15 protein-coding genes are annotated in these 16,352 nt (G+C 67.4%); 9 read left to right on the top strand and 6 right to left on the bottom strand.

What is annotated here, in order from left to right:
- Positions 1-4 precede the first annotated feature (4 nt).
- The gene (locus tag A3OK_RS0103230) at positions 5-1,435 is read left to right on the top strand and encodes a protein adenylyltransferase SelO (protein ID WP_019903495.1); all 1,431 of its coding nucleotides are present in this window, start codon (positions 5-7) and stop codon (positions 1,433-1,435) included.
- A 76-nt stretch (positions 1,436-1,511) separates the two neighbouring features.
- Positions 1,512-2,069 (top strand): hypothetical protein, encoded by a 558-nt coding sequence (locus tag A3OK_RS0103225; protein WP_245259300.1) that lies wholly within the window; start codon positions 1,512-1,514, stop codon positions 2,067-2,069.
- A 92-nt stretch (positions 2,070-2,161) separates the two neighbouring features.
- On the opposite strand, the gene hpxZ is transcribed toward A3OK_RS0103225, so the two are convergent.
- From hpxZ to A3OK_RS22260, 6 genes are all read right to left on the bottom strand, one after another.
- Entirely contained in the window at positions 2,162-2,542 is a 381-nt protein-coding gene (gene hpxZ / locus A3OK_RS0103220; RefSeq protein ID WP_019903493.1) for an oxalurate catabolism protein HpxZ, read from the bottom strand.
- A gap of 8 nt (positions 2,543-2,550) precedes the next feature.
- Complete coding sequence (locus tag A3OK_RS0103215) at positions 2,551-3,969, bottom strand: AtzE family amidohydrolase (protein ID WP_019903492.1); 1,419 nt, start codon at positions 3,967-3,969, stop codon at positions 2,551-2,553.
- Positions 3,966-4,178 (bottom strand): DUF4089 domain-containing protein, encoded by a 213-nt coding sequence (locus A3OK_RS0103210; RefSeq protein ID WP_019903491.1) that lies wholly within the window; start codon positions 4,176-4,178, stop codon positions 3,966-3,968. Before A3OK_RS0103210 ends, A3OK_RS0103215 begins: the two co-directional genes overlap by 4 nt.
- Positions 4,179-4,191: 13 nt before the next feature.
- On the bottom strand, positions 4,192-5,799 hold the full coding sequence (locus tag A3OK_RS0103205; protein ID WP_019903490.1) for a xanthine/uracil/vitamin C permease: 1,608 nt from the start codon (positions 5,797-5,799) through the stop codon (positions 4,192-4,194).
- 47 nt (positions 5,800-5,846) lie between these two features.
- Positions 5,847-6,521: an isochorismatase family cysteine hydrolase gene (locus tag A3OK_RS0103200; protein ID WP_026596879.1), complete on the bottom strand. Its 675-nt coding sequence runs from the start codon at positions 6,519-6,521 to the stop codon at positions 5,847-5,849.
- 166 nt (positions 6,522-6,687) lie between these two features.
- Complete coding sequence (locus tag A3OK_RS22260) at positions 6,688-7,431, bottom strand: GntR family transcriptional regulator (protein ID WP_019903488.1); 744 nt, start codon at positions 7,429-7,431, stop codon at positions 6,688-6,690.
- Between the two features lie 461 nt (positions 7,432-7,892).
- Here A3OK_RS22260 and A3OK_RS0103190 point away from each other — a divergent pair, with 461 nt between their 5' ends.
- The 7 genes from A3OK_RS0103190 (at position 7,893) to A3OK_RS0103160 (ending at position 16,348) form a co-directional block, all read left to right on the top strand.
- Positions 7,893-8,918, top strand: a complete 1,026-nt coding sequence (locus A3OK_RS0103190; RefSeq protein ID WP_245259299.1) for a hypothetical protein — start codon at positions 7,893-7,895, stop codon at positions 8,916-8,918.
- Positions 8,919-9,035: 117 nt separating this feature from the next.
- Complete coding sequence (locus A3OK_RS0103185) at positions 9,036-10,397, top strand: 8-oxoguanine deaminase (RefSeq protein WP_026596878.1); 1,362 nt, start codon at positions 9,036-9,038, stop codon at positions 10,395-10,397.
- A 163-nt stretch (positions 10,398-10,560) separates the two neighbouring features.
- Positions 10,561-12,165 (top strand): ABC transporter ATP-binding protein, encoded by a 1,605-nt coding sequence (locus tag A3OK_RS0103180; RefSeq protein ID WP_019903485.1) that lies wholly within the window; start codon positions 10,561-10,563, stop codon positions 12,163-12,165.
- Positions 12,155-13,231 (top strand): ABC transporter permease, encoded by a 1,077-nt coding sequence (locus A3OK_RS0103175; protein ID WP_019903484.1) that lies wholly within the window; start codon positions 12,155-12,157, stop codon positions 13,229-13,231. The genes A3OK_RS0103180 and A3OK_RS0103175 overlap by 11 nt, the downstream gene beginning before the upstream one ends.
- Before the next feature lie 85 nt (positions 13,232-13,316).
- Positions 13,317-14,243, top strand: coding sequence for an ABC transporter permease (locus A3OK_RS0103170; protein WP_019903483.1), 927 nt, complete (start codon positions 13,317-13,319; stop codon positions 14,241-14,243).
- 95 nt (positions 14,244-14,338) lie between these two features.
- Complete coding sequence (locus tag A3OK_RS0103165) at positions 14,339-15,415, top strand: BMP family ABC transporter substrate-binding protein (RefSeq protein WP_019903482.1); 1,077 nt, start codon at positions 14,339-14,341, stop codon at positions 15,413-15,415.
- Positions 15,416-15,622: 207 nt separating this feature from the next.
- A complete protein-coding gene (locus A3OK_RS0103160; protein ID WP_019903481.1) occupies positions 15,623-16,348 on the top strand; it encodes an NUDIX domain-containing protein in 726 nt (241 codons plus the stop codon).
- The last annotated feature ends 4 nt before the right edge of the window (positions 16,349-16,352 follow it).

Genomic DNA, 16,352 nt, shown 5'->3' with positions numbered 1-16,352 from the left:
GCCCATGCCATCAGCCCGTCCCGCCGCCAAGCACACCGAACTCGGTCCCGATTTCTACGACGTCGTCGCCGCCGCCGATTTTCCGAAGACGATCCTGCGGTATCGCAACCGGCCCTGGTCGGCGCGTGTCGGGCTCGACGATCTCTCCGACGCGGAGTGGGTCGCGCATTTCGGCCGGTTCCAGCCGCTGGCGGGCAGCCTGCCCCAGCCCCTGGCGCTGCGCTACCACGGCCACCAGTTCCGCTCGTACAACCCCGATCTCGGCGACGGGCGCGGCTTCCTGTTCGCGCAGCTCCACGACCTCGCCGACGGGCGCCTCCTCGACCTCGCCACCAAGGGCAGCGGCACCACGCCCTGGTCGCGCACAGCCGATGGGCGCCTGACCTTGAAGGGAGGCATGCGCGAGATCCTCGCCACCTCCATGCTGGAAGCGCTCGGCGTCGACACGTCGAAGACCTTCAGCCTGATCGAGACCGGCGAGGAACTGGAGCGCGGCGACGAGCCCTCGCCCACCCGGTCCAGCGTGCTGGTTCGTCTCAGCCATTCCCACATCCGGATCGGCAGCTTCCAGCGCCTGCTGGCGCTCGACGAGCCGCACAACACCGAAAAGCTCCTCGATTATGCGGTGCGGACCTACCTGCCGGAGGCGTGGCGCGAGGAGACCGGTCCGCGTGCCGTCGCCTTTCTGGAAGAGGTAAGCCGCCGGGTCGCCCGCACGGGCGCCCAGTGGATGGCGGCGGGCTTCGTCCATGGGGTGCTCAACACCGACAACATCAACATCACCGGCGAGAGCTTCGATTACGGACCGTGGCGCTTTGCGCCGACGAGCGATCCCGGCTTCACCGCCGCCTATTTCGATGTCCACGGGCTCTACAGTTTCGGCCGCCAGCCGGAGGCTTTGTTCTGGAACCTCAGCCGTCTCGCGGAATGCCTGATGCCGCTCGCCGACCGCGATGCTCTCGAAGGGGCTTTGAAGGTCTTCCGGCCGAGCCTGCAGGATTCCTTCGCCGAAGCCCTGCTTGCCCGCCTCGGTCTCGCCAAGCCGGCGAACGAGGCGGACCTGCACCGGTTCGTCGCCGCCTTCTGGGGATTCCTCGCGAGAAGTCGGGCCCCGTTCGAGCAGACCTTCTTCGACTGGTATGGCGGCCTCGCAAGCGCGGAGCGTGCCGCGGCGAGCCCCTCCGCCTCTCTCTACGAGAGCGAGGATTTCGCCGCCGTTAGGGCCAGCCTCGCAGCCCTTTCTCCGGCAGTGGGAGTGCGGCTCGACCACCCGTATTTCGCGCGACGAGAGCCCTGCACCATGCTGGTCGACGAGGTCGAATCCCTGTGGGACCCCATCGCCGGGCGCGACGACTGGTCCGCGCTCCATGCCAAACTCGATGCCATCGCCGAGATGGCGGAGGCCTATGGCACGGCGCCTGCACCTCTCACCTGACGGAACGCCCTGTTTCCGACACACGGCTGCGTAGTTTTCGGCAATGGCGGCGGGTGACGTTCGCCGGGACGGCACGATGACGGATATTCGGATCACAGCAGGCTCCTTCGGCGAAGGGGCGGCCACCTACGAAGACGGCGTCTTCCGCATGCCCAATGGGGACGTCCTCGGCGTGGAGGATCTCTCCGATATCGGCATGCCCGCCGAGCCGGCGCCTGAGCCGCATTGGAGCGGCGACATCGTGCGCGGTCTCCAAGGGGCGCTCGCCACTTCCACCAAGGCATTGCCGTCTCCATTCGGCTTCGCGGCTTCCTTCGTCGGCATCGGGCTCGACGCTTTCGAGGCTTCGGCCAACACCGCGACGATCCTCGTGGCGACCTTCGCCGACGACGCCAGCGCGACGATCCTCGCCGACACCGCCGTCGCAGCCACCATCCGGCGCGATCGCGAGGTGACCCGCCTCGCTCTCCTCCGGAGAACACTCGTCGTGCCGGCTTTGCCGTCGCAGGCGCCCGAGCCCCCGGCCTCCTCGCCGGCCCTCAGCGATCCGACCCTGACCTCGATGTTCCAGTACGAGAAGCGCAAGGGCCGCCTGCGCCGCGTCGCGTCCGAGCCGACGCCTAAGGAAGGCTGAGCCGCTGCGGCGGTCCGTCTCGATACCGGATCCCGGATCATCCTCTGCTTCGGTCCCAGAGTCCGGGCAAGGTGAGACGGGCGCGCGCTGCGCTACCCGTCGATGACGCTCACATGGGCGGCCACGACCTTCCACCCGTCGGGGAAACGGATCCAGGTCTGGCTCTGCCGGCCGATCTTTCCCGGTGATCCCTCGCGCCGGAACAGCGTCATCGCCACGGCCGCATCGCGCCCGTAACTGCTGATCACGGTGTCGGAGAGGGTGCGCTCCAGCCCGGCCGGCGAGCGGGCGCGGCGGAAGGCGCGGATCGCGTCCATGCCGTAGAGGTTCTCGCCTCCGCCATAGCGGATGGTGCGGGGATCGTCGTGGAACAGGGCCTCGAGCGTCGCCACGTCGTTTCCAACGAGGGCGGTCTCGTAGGCCGCGAAGGCGGCCTCGACCTCGGCGATCACGTCGGGCGCATCGATCTGCATCGGATCTCTCACAGCGCGGCATGCGGCGCGGAGACGACGCCGTTCCGCTCGAGGTGCCTCGCGACCCGAAACGCCAGGTCCTCGCGCCACGGGGCGGCGATGATCTGGACACCGAGCGGCAAGCCGTCATCGATCCGTACCGGCACCGCCACCACGGGCAGGCCGATGAAGGAGATCGGCTGGGTGAAGACGCCGATATTCGCCCGCACCGGCAGGGTCACTCCATCGAGGACGAAGCTGATCTGACCGGATTTCGGAGCCCGGCACGGAGTCGAGGGAGCGAGGATGATGTCGACCTCGCGGAACAGGTCGAGCATGGCCGCCCTGTACCAGCGGCGGAAGCGCTGTGCACGTTCGACGAAGGGGGCTGGGATCATCGCGCCCGCGATCAACCGGTCACGCACGGCCGGGTCGAAATCGGCGGCCCGGCTCCGCAACCGGTCGAGATGGAGGGCAGCACCCTCGGCGGCGGTGATGACGTAGGCGGCGGCGCGCGCCCGCGCGGCTTCGGGGATTTCGACCCGGCGCTCACAGTCGAGCGCCGCGACGACGGTGTCCACAGCCGCGAAGGCCTCGGGGTCGCCGCCACGGGCGAAATAACCGCCGGCGACCGCGATGCGCAGGTCGCCGATCCCGTCATCGAGGCTCGGCATGGTGAGGTCGTGCGCGCGGGTCGTCGCCACCGGATCGTCGGGATCGGGGCCCTGCATGGCATCGTAGGACAAGGCGAGGTCGGTGACGCTGCGCGCCATCGGACCGAGATGGTCGAGGCTGCCGACGAAGGGGAAGCTTCCCGCCCGCGTCAGCCGGCCGTAGGTGGGCTTCAGCCCGAAGCAGCCGCAGAACGCCGAAGGGACGCGGATCGAGCCGTTGGTGTCGGAGCCGAGCGCCAGGGGAACGAGGCCCGCACCGATGGCGCCCCCCGATCCTCCGGATGAGCCGCCCGACATGTGTCCGAGATCGTGCGGGTTGCGAGTCGGGCCGTCATGGACGTTCTCGCCGGTGAAATCATAGGCATACTCGCCCATGTTGAGGCCGCCCACGAGGATGGCCCCGGCCGACTCCAGCCGTCTCACCAAGGCGCCGTCGCGCGTGGCGGGGGCGAGGTCGCGGTTGATCCTGGAGCCCGCCCGTGTCGGCAGGCCCTCGATATCGATGAGGTTCTTCACCGCAAAGGGGACCCCGGCGAGCGGTCCCATCGCCTCTCCGCGGGTTCTCGCCGCATCGAGGGCATCGGCCTTTCCGAGGGCGCGTCCCGGCAGGATGTCGGTGAAGGCATTGACCGACGCATCCACCCGCGCGATCCGCGCCAGCACGGCCTCGACCACGCTGCGCGCACTGGTAGACCCATTCCCGACGGACCGGGCAATGTCGGCCGCGTGCATCGTGCTCGGATCGCTGTTCTCGTCGCCTCGTCCGCCGCTCATGCCGTGAAGACCGGAGCCGGCTCCGCCACGTCGGGCAGGGGAAATCCAGCGACGAGGCCGGACGCCGCATGGAGCACGGTGAGGTTCGCGCCCACCGCCGCGACCCAGGCGGGATCGAGGGGGATGCCCAGCAGGGCCGAGGCAGCATCGATATAGGTGTGGAGCCCGCCCGGTGCGGGCTCTGCCTTCGGTGTCTCGGCCATCGTCATCGCCATCGTCCGCCTATTCCGCCGGCACCGCTGAGGCGACCGGCAGAAGCGGCTCCTTGGCGGTCGCGCGTGACGCCGCATAGAGGAGCCCCGCCACCATCAGATAAGCAAGGGCCAAGCCGGGCTTCACGGCGATTCCCACGGCGGGGCCGTGCATGAAGCCGAAGTAGGTCATCACCGCCCCCACGGCGGAGAAGGCGGCCGCCTTGGCGAAGTCCCGCTCGATGATGAAGACCGCGATGGCGCCGAGGATCAGGCCGCCGAGGATCGCGCCCTCGCCGAGCACTTCGAGCCCGCCGTAGAGCACGCCGACCTGCCCGAGCTTGTCGAGGCCCACCGCCGCCGCGCTGGTCCCGGCCGCGCCGAGCGCCCCGTCGATGAGGGTCTTGGCCCAGGCCGCGAGATGCGGCGCGAAGGCCAGGACGATGGCCGGCGCATGGGAATGCGGCGTCTCCTGGAACGCCTGCGCCCCGATCAGCATGCCGATGTAGAGTAGGATCGGTGCGATCGCGACCACCGGCACGAGGCTTGAGAGCAGCGAGACGAGGTTGAGCCAGCACAGCGCCAGGATGACGAGGCCCGTGGCCACCGAGTAGCCGATCCGCCCGCCCATCGCCTTCCAGCCGGGATGGCCGATATAGACGGCGTTGATGAAGGGGTTGCCCATCATGCAGCCGATCAGGCTGACGACGCCGTCGGCGGTGAGTACGCGCGTGGTCGGATAGGAATCTCCGGCGACCTCGGCGCTCTCGACATTGTCCATGGCCTCGACGAGGTCGTAGATGCCGAAGGGGATCGCGGTCACGAGGATCACCCCGATGAACTCGAACCCGCCGAAGACGTGGCCGAAGGCCGGCAGGGGAATCGAGAAGCCGATCCCCTGGATGGCGCTGACGAAGCCGGGGCCGCTGACGCCGCCCATGTCGATGCCGAACAGTTTGGCGCCCCAGGCCACCGTCATGCCGAACAGGATGGCGACGAGACCGGCGGGAAGCCTGCCCGGGTAGCGCAGGCCGCCGAACCAGGCGAGGAGGATGATGGCGAAGGAGACGACCCCGATGATCGGCGTCGTGATCATCTCCAGTGCGGGCCGCATGGCGATGAAGGTGACCGAGACGCCGGCAAGGGTGCCGAGAAGCGCGGCGCGCGGCGTGATCCGGCGGATGACGGGGGCGACGAAGCCGCCGATCATCAGGATGAAACTCTGGATGAAGACCCAGGCGAGGCCGGCCTCCCAGCCCTTCACCGGGTCGCCGGTGGCGAGCTTGATTGGCAGCATGATCACGAAGACGACGATGAACATGTGCGGCACGCTGATGCCGGACGGAAGGGCACAGACGTCGTCCCGGCCCGTCGCCTTCGCCAGGCGGTAGGCGAGCCAGCCGTAATAGGCGGTGGAGAGGCAGAGCATCAATCCGATGGCCGGCAGGATGCGCCCGAAGGTGATGGAATCGGGCATGCCGAGGACGAAGCGCAGCAATCCGGTGAGCACCAGGAGGTTCACCAGGATGTTGGTGCCGAAGCCGAAGAAGGCGTTCCAATCCCCCGGCACCCAGGGGGCGGGGCGGAAGGCGCCACCGATCCCCGATGTGTTTCCGCTCGCAGACGATCCCGACGCCATGATCCACCCTCCCCGTTCTGCCGTCGCCCCAGCGTGTCGCCGCGTCCTCATTTGGCCGCCGCCAGGGCCGCCAGGACGGCGCCTGACGACGAGACCCAGCCGAAGATGCCGCCCTGCGCCTTGATCATCTCCAGGCCGACGCGATGGAATTCGGGGAAGTAGGAGGCGCAGCAATCCGAGAGCGCGACGCAGCGATAGCCGCGGTCGTTGCCTTCTCGGATCGTCGTATGCACGCAGACTTCCGTCGTGACGCCGCAGACGAGCAGCGTGGCGATGCCTCGCTCGGTGAGCACGGCCCCGAATGCAGTGGCGTAGAAGGCGCCCTTGCCGGGCTTGTCGATGACGATTTCGCCCGGCACCGGCGCGAGATCCGGCACGATGTCGTGGCCGGGTTCGCCGCGGATCAGGATCCGGCCCATCGGACCCGGCGCGCCGATCCGCGAGGTCGGTTCGCCGCGCTCGAGCTTGGCTGGCGGCGCATCCGACAGGTCTGGCTTGTGACCTTCGCGTGTATGCACGACGAGCATCCCGACGCTTCGGGCGGCGGCGAGGACGAGCTGGCACGGCGGGACCGCGGCAAGGAGGAGCGAGACATCGTTCCCCAGCGTCTCGCCGAACCCGCCCGGTTCGAGGAAGTCCCGCTGCATATCGATGATGACGAGGGCGGTCGTAGCCGGATCGAAGGTGAGATCGGCGGGTTCCGCGCTGAGCGTGACACTCATGGTCTTGCACACCCGGTCGTCCGGCACAGCGTTTCCCGAACGCGGCGAGAGTGCCGATTCGGTCGCGGAGCTGACGGATCATGTATGCAAGGAGGCGATCGTACACGCCCAAATTATGCGCGACTCTGCGTCGTTGCGCGCCACGCTGTGGAATCTTTACGCGGGCTCAGCGCCGCGATCGTTCCAGCCTGCCGAGGGCTGGCGCCGGCCTGGTCATGGAGCGCCGCTCGTCCTCCCGCTCGCGGGCCGTTTCGCGCTCTTGGGCCGGTACCGAATCCACGGTCTCGAACACGTCCTCGACGATGCTCATATGGATCAGCATCGCGGCATTGGCCGCCGCCGCATCGCGCCCCAGCACCGCGCGGACTACGGCGCCATGCTCCGCATGCGAGCGATGCAATCGTCCGGGAGCCTTGAACTGGGCCTTGCGATAGGGCGTCAGCCTCCGTCGAAGGGAAACCGCGATCTCCTCGACGACGCTGTTATGGGCGCCAGCATAGAGGAGCCCGTGAAACTCCTGGTTGGCGAGGATGTAGCCTGCCCTGTCCTCCGTATCCGCGAGCCGGGCCATGCCATCGTGGAGGGATTGCAACCGGCTGCGCTCCGTCGGCGTCATGCTGAGGGTCGCGAGGCGGGCGCAGGTGGCCTCGATCTCGCCCATGGCGATGAACAGCATGTCGAGTTCGTCGAGCGCCATCCTGCGCACCATGGCGCCCGCGCGCGGTCGCAGATCGATGAGGCCGGTCCCGCTCAAGAGGCGCAGCGCGTCCCGCACGGGTGTGCGCGAGACGCCGAAGCGCTTGGCGAGGACTTGCTCGTCGAGATGAAAGCCCGGCGCGAAGACGCCGTTCAGGATGTCGTTCGCGATCTGGTCCGCCAGGTGTTCGGCGCGGGTCTGGAGCACGGGCACCGGTGTCTCGATGGAGCGGGGACGAAGACGCCCGGATGGACGCGGTCGCACCCTAACGCAGTTTCTCGGGCCTTGAATGCATCGTCTTGTGATAAACAGCTTCATGCACACAGGCGAGGTGCTGAAACATCGCCGCGACTGCACGCTGCAATGCTTCATCCGCCAAAATCTGCGCTAAAAATCTGTACTCGAAAATATTTATATATAGATCTTGATAAAACTATATTTATAGCTTCAAATTCGTCTACAAAATTTGCATTTATACAGTTTGAATTATAACTTAATCCATCGAGATGAGTGGATCGATCTCGTTTAGCGGCCGCGCCCGTGATCGCTCCGAGCTTGTGATCGACGGCTGATCCGTGCGTATTTGTTGCATAATTGCAAGTCGACGCTCACGCAGTCGCAGATTCTGTCTAGGGCGAGTGTCCTGGCATATGGGTTGCAGTCCTCGGTCCCCAATGAGCGCGAAGCGTTTCGGGGGATTGATGATGGTGGGCATCTCGAAGCAGCTGACGGCGGCTTTGTTCTCGTTCGTGGCGGTCATGCCGGCCGTCGCCGCCGATCTCGCGAAGGCGCCGACGCCGGCCCCGGTTCCCGATGCGCCGTCATCGTTCTTTCTCTTTTCCGATACGCAGTTCAGCTATCGCTATCAGTTCCCGGCTTCCGAGCCCGGCGTTCAGGTGCAGAACCGCGACGGCACGTTCAGCACGCGCGGCATCCCGAAGCAGATCTACAATATCTCGCATGCCGATGCCTGGGCCTACGGCACGAACTTCTTCACCCTCGACATCCTGAAATCGTCCTCTCAGGATCCGGGCGGCACCACCAACGCACCGGGCGGATTCGCGCAATACGATTACGGCGCGACCGAAGCTTACGGCCTCTATCGCGGCACCCTGAGCCTCAATGCGCTCACCGGCACGAAGGCATTCACGGTGCCCGGCCTCATTAAGGACGTCTCGCTGTCCTACGGCTTCGACGCCAATGCCAAGAACACGGCGTTCGGTCCGCGCAAGCGCGACGTGGTCGGCGGCCTGAACTTCGCCTTCGACGTGCCGGCCGGCTTCATCAACGCCTCGGTCCATGCCTACAAGGAGTGGAACCGGAACGGCTTCAACACCTATCCGAACCGTGACGTCAGCTTCGATACGGTCCCGGAATTCGAGATCGTCTACAGCCTGCCGCTGAGCTTCACCGGCCTGCCGCTCAGCCTAGCCGGCTTCAACAACATCGTCCTGCCCAAGGGCCGCGGCATTACCGATGTCACCGCCTTCGCCTTCAACCCGAAGACGGGCCTCGAATTCCTCTCCCGCACCAACCTCGTGCTCGACCTCGGCAAGCTCGTCTACGACCAGCCCAACCGCGTCGATGTCTTCATCGGCTTCCAATACTGGCTGAACAAGTTCGGCGCGCAGGAGACGGCGACGTTCAAGGGAACGGAAGAGAAGAGCTTCCTCGCCGGCGTCTCGTTCCACGTCTTCTGACCGGACCGCTTCCGGGAGGGCCGCGTCTAGGACGAGGCGTCCGCCCGCCGTACACCGATGCATGACGAGGCCGGAGCCCGCTCCGGTCGTCCTCCGGCGAAGGGAATGACGGACATCATGGTCGAGACCGGAACAGCGAGGCGAATCTGGATCCGTAATCCGCTGGCGATCCTCGCAGTCGATGCGGGGGGAGGCATCGTCGTCGAGGGAACGAGGATCGTCGAACGCGTCCCGGCCGGGGCGCAGCCGTCGAGCCCTGTGGACGAGAGCTTCGATGCCGGTCGCCACGTCGTCATTCCCGGCCTCGTCAACACGCACCACCATTTCTTCCAGACGCTGACGCGCGCCCATCCGGTGGCTCTCAACAAGCCATTGTTTCCATGGCTTCAATCGCTCTACACGGTCTGGGACAAGATCACCCCCGACGCGTTCCGCCTCGCGACCCGGCTCGCCTATACCGAACTCCTGCTGTCGGGCTGCACCACGGCGGGCGATCACCACTACCTCTTTCCCAAGGGGCTCGAATCCTCCGTCGACATCCAGGTCGAGGAGGCTGGGCCGATCGGCATCCGCGCCTTCGTCACCCGCGGCTCCATGAGCCTGTCGGTGCGCGACGGCGGCCTCCCGCCCGAATGCCTCACCCAGGACGACGACACGATCCTCGCCGATAGCGAGCGGGTGCTGCGCCTGTTCCACGATCCGAGCCCGGGCGCGATGGTGCAGATCGGGCTGGCGCCCTGCTCGCCCTTCAACGTGACGAAGCGACTGATGCGCGAGAGCGCGGCGTTGGCCGAGCGGTACGATTGCCGCCTCCATACCCATCTCGGCGAGACCCTCGACGAGGACCGGTATTGCCTCGACATCTTCGGCCAGCGTCCGGTCGATTACCTCGAGGAGGTCGGCTGGATGCAGAGCCGGGCCTGGCTCGCGCATGGCATCCATTTCAACGACGAGGAGGTGGTCCGGCTCGGCAAGGCCGGCGTCGGCGTGTGCCATTGCCCGACCTCGAACATGACGCTCGCCTCCGGCCAGTGCCGGACCTGCGAATTGGAGGCCGCCGGGTCTCCGGTGGGGCTCGGCGTCGACGGGTCGGCCTCCAACGACAATTCCAACCTGATGGAGGGCGTGCGCCACGCCCTCATGATCAACCGCCTGACCTATGGCGCGGAGCGGGTCACCCATCTCGACGCCCTGCGCTGGGCCACCGAGGGATCGGCCGCCTGCCTCGGCCGCAAGGATATCGGCCGGATCGAGGAAGGCCGCGAGGCGGATCTCGCGCTGTTCAGCCTCGACGAACTGCGCTTCTCCGGGGCGCACGACCCGCTCGCGGCGCTGGTCCTGTGCGGGGCCTACAAGGCCGACCGGGTCATGGTGGCGGGGACGTGGCGGGTGGTCGACGGCCAGCCGCTCGGCATCGAGACGGGCCAGCTGCGCGAGGCCCATACGAAGCTCGCTCATTCGCTGCTCGGGGGACTGTGATGGCAACGGGCATCCTCTCCCGAAACACGGCGCGATGGCCGATGGATGCCGCCGCTGACGTCGGCGGGGCTCGTCACGGCGGTTGGTCGCGCGCGGTCCTCTTTCGCCGAGCGGTGCGAGGGGATGCCCGACCGACGGATCGATTTCGGTGGGGCAAGCCAGCATGACGGACGCGGTCGCCAGTCCCGTGATGCGGTCCACGGAGGGGCCGACTCCGTTGTTCGGCGCCTATGGCATCGTCAAGCGCTTCGGCGACTTCAAGGCCAATGACGGGGTCGATCTCGAGATCCGCACGGGCGAGATCCACGCCCTGCTCGGCGAGAACGGCGCCGGCAAATCGACCCTGATGAAGATCCTCTACGGGCTCCTCGAGCCGACGGAGGGAGTCGTGACTTATCGCGGCGACATCGTGAAGCTCGCCAACCCGGAAGCCGCGCGGGCGCTGGGCATCGGCATGGTCTTCCAGCATTTCTCGCTCTGCGAGAATCTGACGGTGGCCGAGAACATCGCCCTCGTCATGCCGCGCTCCATGAGCGCGAAGGCGCTCAAGGCGAAGATGTCCAATGTGGGCGCCACCTACGGCCTGCATCTCGACCCGGATCGACCGGTCTGGTCGCTCTCGGCCGGCGAGCGCCAGCGCATCGAGATCATCCGCTGCCTGCTGCAGGATCCGCGCCTCGTCATCCTCGACGAGCCCACCTCCGTGCTGACGCCCGGCGAGGCGGAGGGGCTGTTCATCGTGCTGGAGCGCCTGCGCGACGAGGGTCGGGCGCTGCTCTACATCTCGCATCGCCTCGACGAGGTGCGTCGCCTGTGCTCGCGCGCCACCATCCTGCGGGCTGGCCGGGTGGTCGGGGCCTGCGATCCGCGCGAGGAGAGCGCCCGGTCGCTCGCCGCGATGATGGTCGGTGTTCAGGTCGGCGAGGTGAAAGCGCCTTCAGGCATCCCGCTCGGGCCGGAACGGCTCGTGCTCGCGAACCTGTCGCTCGCCACGTCCGGCCTTCACGGCACGGCACTCGACGGCATCTCCCTCGCCGTCGCCGGCGGCGAGATCGTCGGTATCGCGGGCATCGCCGGCAACGGACAGGCCGAGTTGTTCGACGCCTTGTCCGGCGAGGCCGCCGCGCCGGAATCCGGCATGATCACCTTCGATGGCAAGCCCGTCGGACGCCTCGGCATCACCGAGCGTCGGCGCCGGGGCGCCTGTTTCGTGCCGGAAGAGCGCAACGGCCATGCCGCGGCACCCACCCTGAGCCTGTCCGACAACGCCCTGCTCTCCCGTCACGCCACGGCCGGCCTCAGCCGCTTCGGTTTCCTGCGCAGCGCCGCCGCCAAGGCCCTGGCTCAGCGGGTGACCGACGCCTTCGACGTGCGCAAGGCCGGGCCGGACCCCGCTGCCGGCACCCTGTCCGGCGGCAACCTCCAGAAGTTCCTGATGGGGCGGGAGATCATGGCCGAGCCCGGCATCCTCGTGGTCAACCAGCCGACCTGGGGCGTCGACGCCCTGGCCGCCGCTCATATCCGGCAGGCCCTCCTCGATCTCGCCGGACGTGGTGCCGCGCTGCTGGTCATCAGCCAGGACCTCGACGAGCTGTTCGAGATCGCGGGTCGCATCGCGGTCCTGCATGACGGGACGCTGTCGCGGGCGGTGCCCGCCGGCGAGACCAGCCGCGAGGCGGTGGGGCTTCTGATGGGCGGCTCCGTCGTCGGCGGTACGGACGCCGTGGCTTCCGTTCCGGTGAAGGAGGCCGTGGCCCATGCGCATTGACCTGTCGCCGCGCATCAACCGCTCGCCGCTCATGGATGGGCTGGCGCCGATCGTCGCATTCGTCGTCGCCGTGGCCATCGGCGGCATCGTGGTCGGAGCGATGGGCCGTTCGCCGGCCGCCGCCTTCGTGACCTATTTCATCGCGCCCCTGAGCGAGGTCTGGTCGCTGCAGGAGGTGGCGCTCAAAGCGGCACCACTCGCGCTCATCGCCATCGGCCTCGCCTTCTGCTTCCGCGCCAATGTCTGGAATATCGGCGCCGAGGGCCAGTTCGTCATCGGCGGCCTGATCGGTGGGTGGATCGCGGTGGCGACCCATGGGACCGAGGGAAACACCTTCTGGATCCTGCCGCTGATCCTTCTGGTGGGTACCCTGGCGGGCATGGCCTATGCGCTCGTTCCGGCGATCCTGAAGGTCACCCTCGGCGTGTCCGAGATCCTCACCAGCCTGATGCTGGTCTACGTCGCGGAACTGCTCCTCGACTACATGGCGCGCGGCCCCCTGCGCGATCCGGCCGGCTATAACTTCCCCCAGAGCGTCACCTTCGACGATGCGGCCCGCCTTCCCTACCTGATGGAGGGCGACACCCTCCATGCCGGCGTCCTGATCGCCCTGACGGCCGTGGTCGTGGCGACCATCGTCCTCGCCCGTACCCTGTTCGGGTTCGAGGTCCGGGTGGTGGGGGCGAGCCCGCGTGCCGCGCGCTTCGCCGGTTTCAGCGACGCGCGCCTGACCTTGGCGGTCTTCGCGGTCTCGGGCGGTGCGGCGGGACTTGCCGGGATCGCGGAGGTGGCGGGCAAGATCGGCCAGCTCCAGCCGTCGATCTCACCGGGCTACGGTTTCACCGCGATCATCGTGGCCTTCCTGGGCCGGCTCTCGCCCATGGGGATCCTGGTGGCGGCTCTGGTGATCGCGCTCACGACGATCGGCGGCGAAGGCGCACAGATCGATCTGAAGCTGCCCCTCGACCTCACCCGTGCCTTCCAGGGTTTGCTGCTCGCGCTGGTGCTCGGAGCCGACGCCCTGTCGCGCTACCGCGTCCGGTTCGTGCCCGGGACGGCGACATGACTCGGCACCTTTCCCCTTTCCCCGGCCCGCCCCTCGGGATGAGGCGTTCGGACGGGTCGGCAGGCCAGGTCGGGAGACACGCAGCATGACCCCCGACATCCTGCAGATGGTGCTCATCACCATCGTCGCCGCCGCGACCCCGCTGATGATCGCCGCGCTCGGTGAACTCGTCGTCGAGCGGTCCGGGGTGCTCAACCTTGGCGTCGAGGGCATGATGGTGCTCGGCGCGGCCACCGGATTCGCGGTGGCGGTGGAGACGGGCTCGACCCTGGCGGGAGCGATCGCCGGCGCCGGCGCGGGGCTCGCCCTCTCCGCCCTGTTCGCGGTTCTCACCGTGGTGCTCGCCGCCAATCAGGTCGCTTCCGGGCTCGCCATGACGATCCTCGGGCTCGGTCTGTCGGGGCTGGTCGGAGCCTCCTATGTCGGCATGAAGCGGGAGCCGGCGCCACATCTCGCGATCCCCGGCCTCACCGACCTTCCCGTCATCGGCCGCCTCGTCTTCGGCCAGGACGCCTTCGTCTATGCCGGTTTCGCGCTGGTCGGCGCCATCGGGTGGTTTCTGTGGCGGACACGGCCGGGATTGGCGCTGCGCGCCATCGGTGACGACCACACCTCGACCCATGCCCTTGGGCTGCAGGTCCGCAAGGTCCGCTTCCTCGCGGTGCTGTTCGGCGGCGCCTGCGCGGGGCTCGCCGGGGCCTATCTCTCCCTCGCCTATACCCCGTTCTGGGCCCCGGCCATGACCGCCGGACGCGGTTGGATCGCTCTCGCCCTCGTCGTCTTCGCCTCGTGGCGCCCCGTGCGGGTGATGGCAGGAGCGATGCTGTTCGGCGGGGCGACGGTGCTCCAGCTCCATGCCCAGGCGGCGGGTCTCGGCCTGCCGGGCCAGGCCCTCTCCGCCCTGCCCTATCTCGCCACGATCCTGGCCCTCGTCTTGCTCTCCCTCGGGCGGCGGCAGGGTGGCTCGCTGGCTCCGGCATCACTCGGTCGTGTCTTCACGCCGTTTCGATAGCCATCGGCCCGCAAAGCGGAATCCGCTTTTCGAACAAGGCCGATGGACGACACAGACTCAGACACATCGGCGCTTTTTCACGAGGAAGACGAGATATGGGGATCATCAAGGGGGTCGCCGTCTCCCTGGCGCTCGCGCTGGGGATCGGTTCGGTCCAGGCGCAGGAGAAGCCGGCCGGCAAGCTCAAGGTCGGCTTCGTCTATGTCGGCCCGGTGGCCGATTTCGGCTACTCGTTCCAGCACGACCAGAGCCGCAAAGCGCTGCTGGCCGCGATGCCGGACAAGGTGGAGACGAGTTTCCTCGAGAACGTGCCCGAGGCCGATAGCGAACGCTCGATCGAGAGCCTGGCGCGCTCGGGCCACCAGCTGATCTTCACCACCTCCTTCGGCTTCATGGAACCGACCCTGAAGGTCGCCAAGAAATTCCCCAAAGTGAAGTTCGAGCACGCCACCGGCTACAAGCGCTCGCCCAACGTCTCGACCTATTCGGCGCGGTTCTACGAAGGCCGCTACATCTGCGGCGAGATCGCGGGCCGGCTCTCCAAGACGGGGACGCTGGGCTACATCGCCTCCTTCCCGATCCCGGAAGTGGTGAGCGGCATCAACGCCTTCATGCTCGGCGCCCAATCGGTGAACCCGAACATCAAGCTCAAGATCGTCTGGGTGAATACCTGGTTCGATCCGGGCAAGGAGGCCGAGGCCGCCAAGGCATTGCTGGCGCAGGGCGCCGACATCCTGTCCCAGCATACCGATTCCGCCGCTCCGCTGCAGGAAGCCGAGAAGCAGGGCAAGCTCGCCTTCGGCCAATCCTCCGACCAGATGCGTTTTGCGCCCAAGGCCCAGCTCACCTCCATCGTCGACGATTGGGACGGCTACGTGGTCGGTGAGGCCAAGGCGGTCCTCGACGGCACCTGGAAGAGCCACGACACCTGGGGCGGCATCAAGGACGGCATGGTCGTGCTCGCGCCCTTCGCCAACATGCCCGACGACGTGAAGGCCAAGGCCGAGGCCAGCAAGAAGGCGATCGCGGACGGCACGCTCCATCCCTTCCATGGCCCCGTGCTCAAACAGGACGGCAGCGTGGCCGTGAAGGCCGGCGAGACCGCTCCCGATCCGATGATCCTCGGCATGAACTGGTACGTGAAGGGCATCGAGGACAAGCTGCCGAACTGAGTTCGCCGCCTCCGGCACCCGGAACATCCATCATCGCCAAGAACCGGCGATCGCCCGCGAGGCGGTCGCCGGTTCTTGCGTGTGTGGGGACATTGAAGAGTTCGCGGGCGGGCCGGGACAGGTCCGCGAATTTCCCCGCCAGAATGCCGCTTGTCTTATATTCTCGATGCGTCTAACTAATATGCATCGAGCATATAAGGCTGCCCCGTGACCGAAGCAGAATTCCTGGCGGATTACGATCCCGCCGCCTACGAGCGCCCTGCCCTCGCCGTCGATCTCGTCCTGCTGGGGCTGCGCGACGGGCGCCCGGTGGCCCTGCTCGGGAAGCGGGAGCAGCTTCCGCATGCCGGCCGCTGGGCGTTGCCCGGCGGTTTCGTGGGGATCGACCAGACCCTCGATGCCGCCGCCCTGCATGTCCTGCGCGAGAAGGCCGGCATCTCCGGGGCACATCTCGAACAACTCTACACGTTCGGTGCGCTCGCCCGCGATCCTCGCATGAGGATCATCAGCGTCGCCTATCTCGCCCTGCTGCCGGAGGCCGCCCTCGCCGAGGCGCTCGAGCAAACGCCCTCTCTCGTCGCGGCCACCATCGATGTTCCTTGGACGGGCGAGGCGGGTGGAGAGGTGACGGCGCTTTCGCCCAAGGGCGAGAGGCTTTCCCTCGCCTTCGACCACGCCGACATCCTGGCGATGGCGATATTACGGCTTCGCGGCAAGCTCGATTACTCGGCAATCGGCTTTGCCCTGCTGCCCGAGCATTTCACCCTGCGGCAGTTGCAGGACGTGCACGAGGCGGTGCTCGGCACCACGCTCAACAAGCCGGCCTTCCGGCGCCGGATGCTCGATCGGGGCTGGCTGGCACCGACCGGTTCGCGCGAGGCCGGGACGTCGTTCCGCCCCGCCGAACTCTACCGCTTTCAACCGTCTCGCTGATTGG

The sequence above is a fragment of the Methylobacterium sp. 77 genome (assembly GCF_000372825.1).
Taxonomy (GTDB): domain Bacteria; phylum Pseudomonadota; class Alphaproteobacteria; order Rhizobiales; family Beijerinckiaceae; genus Methylobacterium.
The sequence above is the reverse complement of the archived record's forward strand: the minus strand, read 5'-3'. Positions and strand labels throughout refer to the sequence as shown.

Coding starts and splice junctions, on each gene's coding strand:
- A3OK_RS0103170 (WP_019903483.1), top strand. CDS start 13,317: ATGACCCCCGACATCCTGCAGATGGTGCTCATCACCATCGTCGCCGCC.
- A3OK_RS0103200 (WP_026596879.1), bottom strand. CDS start 6,521: ATGAGTGTCACGCTCAGCGCGGAACCCGCCGATCTCACCTTCGATCCG.
- A3OK_RS0103165 (WP_019903482.1), top strand. CDS start 14,339: ATGGGGATCATCAAGGGGGTCGCCGTCTCCCTGGCGCTCGCGCTGGGG.
- A3OK_RS0103225 (WP_245259300.1), top strand. CDS start 1,512: ATGACGGATATTCGGATCACAGCAGGCTCCTTCGGCGAAGGGGCGGCC.
- A3OK_RS0103190 (WP_245259299.1), top strand. CDS start 7,893: ATGAGCGCGAAGCGTTTCGGGGGATTGATGATGGTGGGCATCTCGAAG.
- A3OK_RS0103230 (WP_019903495.1), top strand. CDS start 5: ATGCCATCAGCCCGTCCCGCCGCCAAGCACACCGAACTCGGTCCCGAT.
- A3OK_RS0103205 (WP_019903490.1), bottom strand. CDS start 5,799: ATGGCGTCGGGATCGTCTGCGAGCGGAAACACATCGGGGATCGGTGGC.
- A3OK_RS0103175 (WP_019903484.1), top strand. CDS start 12,155: ATGCGCATTGACCTGTCGCCGCGCATCAACCGCTCGCCGCTCATGGAT.
- A3OK_RS0103210 (WP_019903491.1), bottom strand. CDS start 4,178: ATGACGATGGCCGAGACACCGAAGGCAGAGCCCGCACCGGGCGGGCTC.
- A3OK_RS0103215 (WP_019903492.1), bottom strand. CDS start 3,969: ATGAGCGGCGGACGAGGCGACGAGAACAGCGATCCGAGCACGATGCAC.
- A3OK_RS0103185 (WP_026596878.1), top strand. CDS start 9,036: ATGGTCGAGACCGGAACAGCGAGGCGAATCTGGATCCGTAATCCGCTG.
- hpxZ (WP_019903493.1), bottom strand. CDS start 2,542: ATGCAGATCGATGCGCCCGACGTGATCGCCGAGGTCGAGGCCGCCTTC.
- A3OK_RS0103180 (WP_019903485.1), top strand. CDS start 10,561: ATGACGGACGCGGTCGCCAGTCCCGTGATGCGGTCCACGGAGGGGCCG.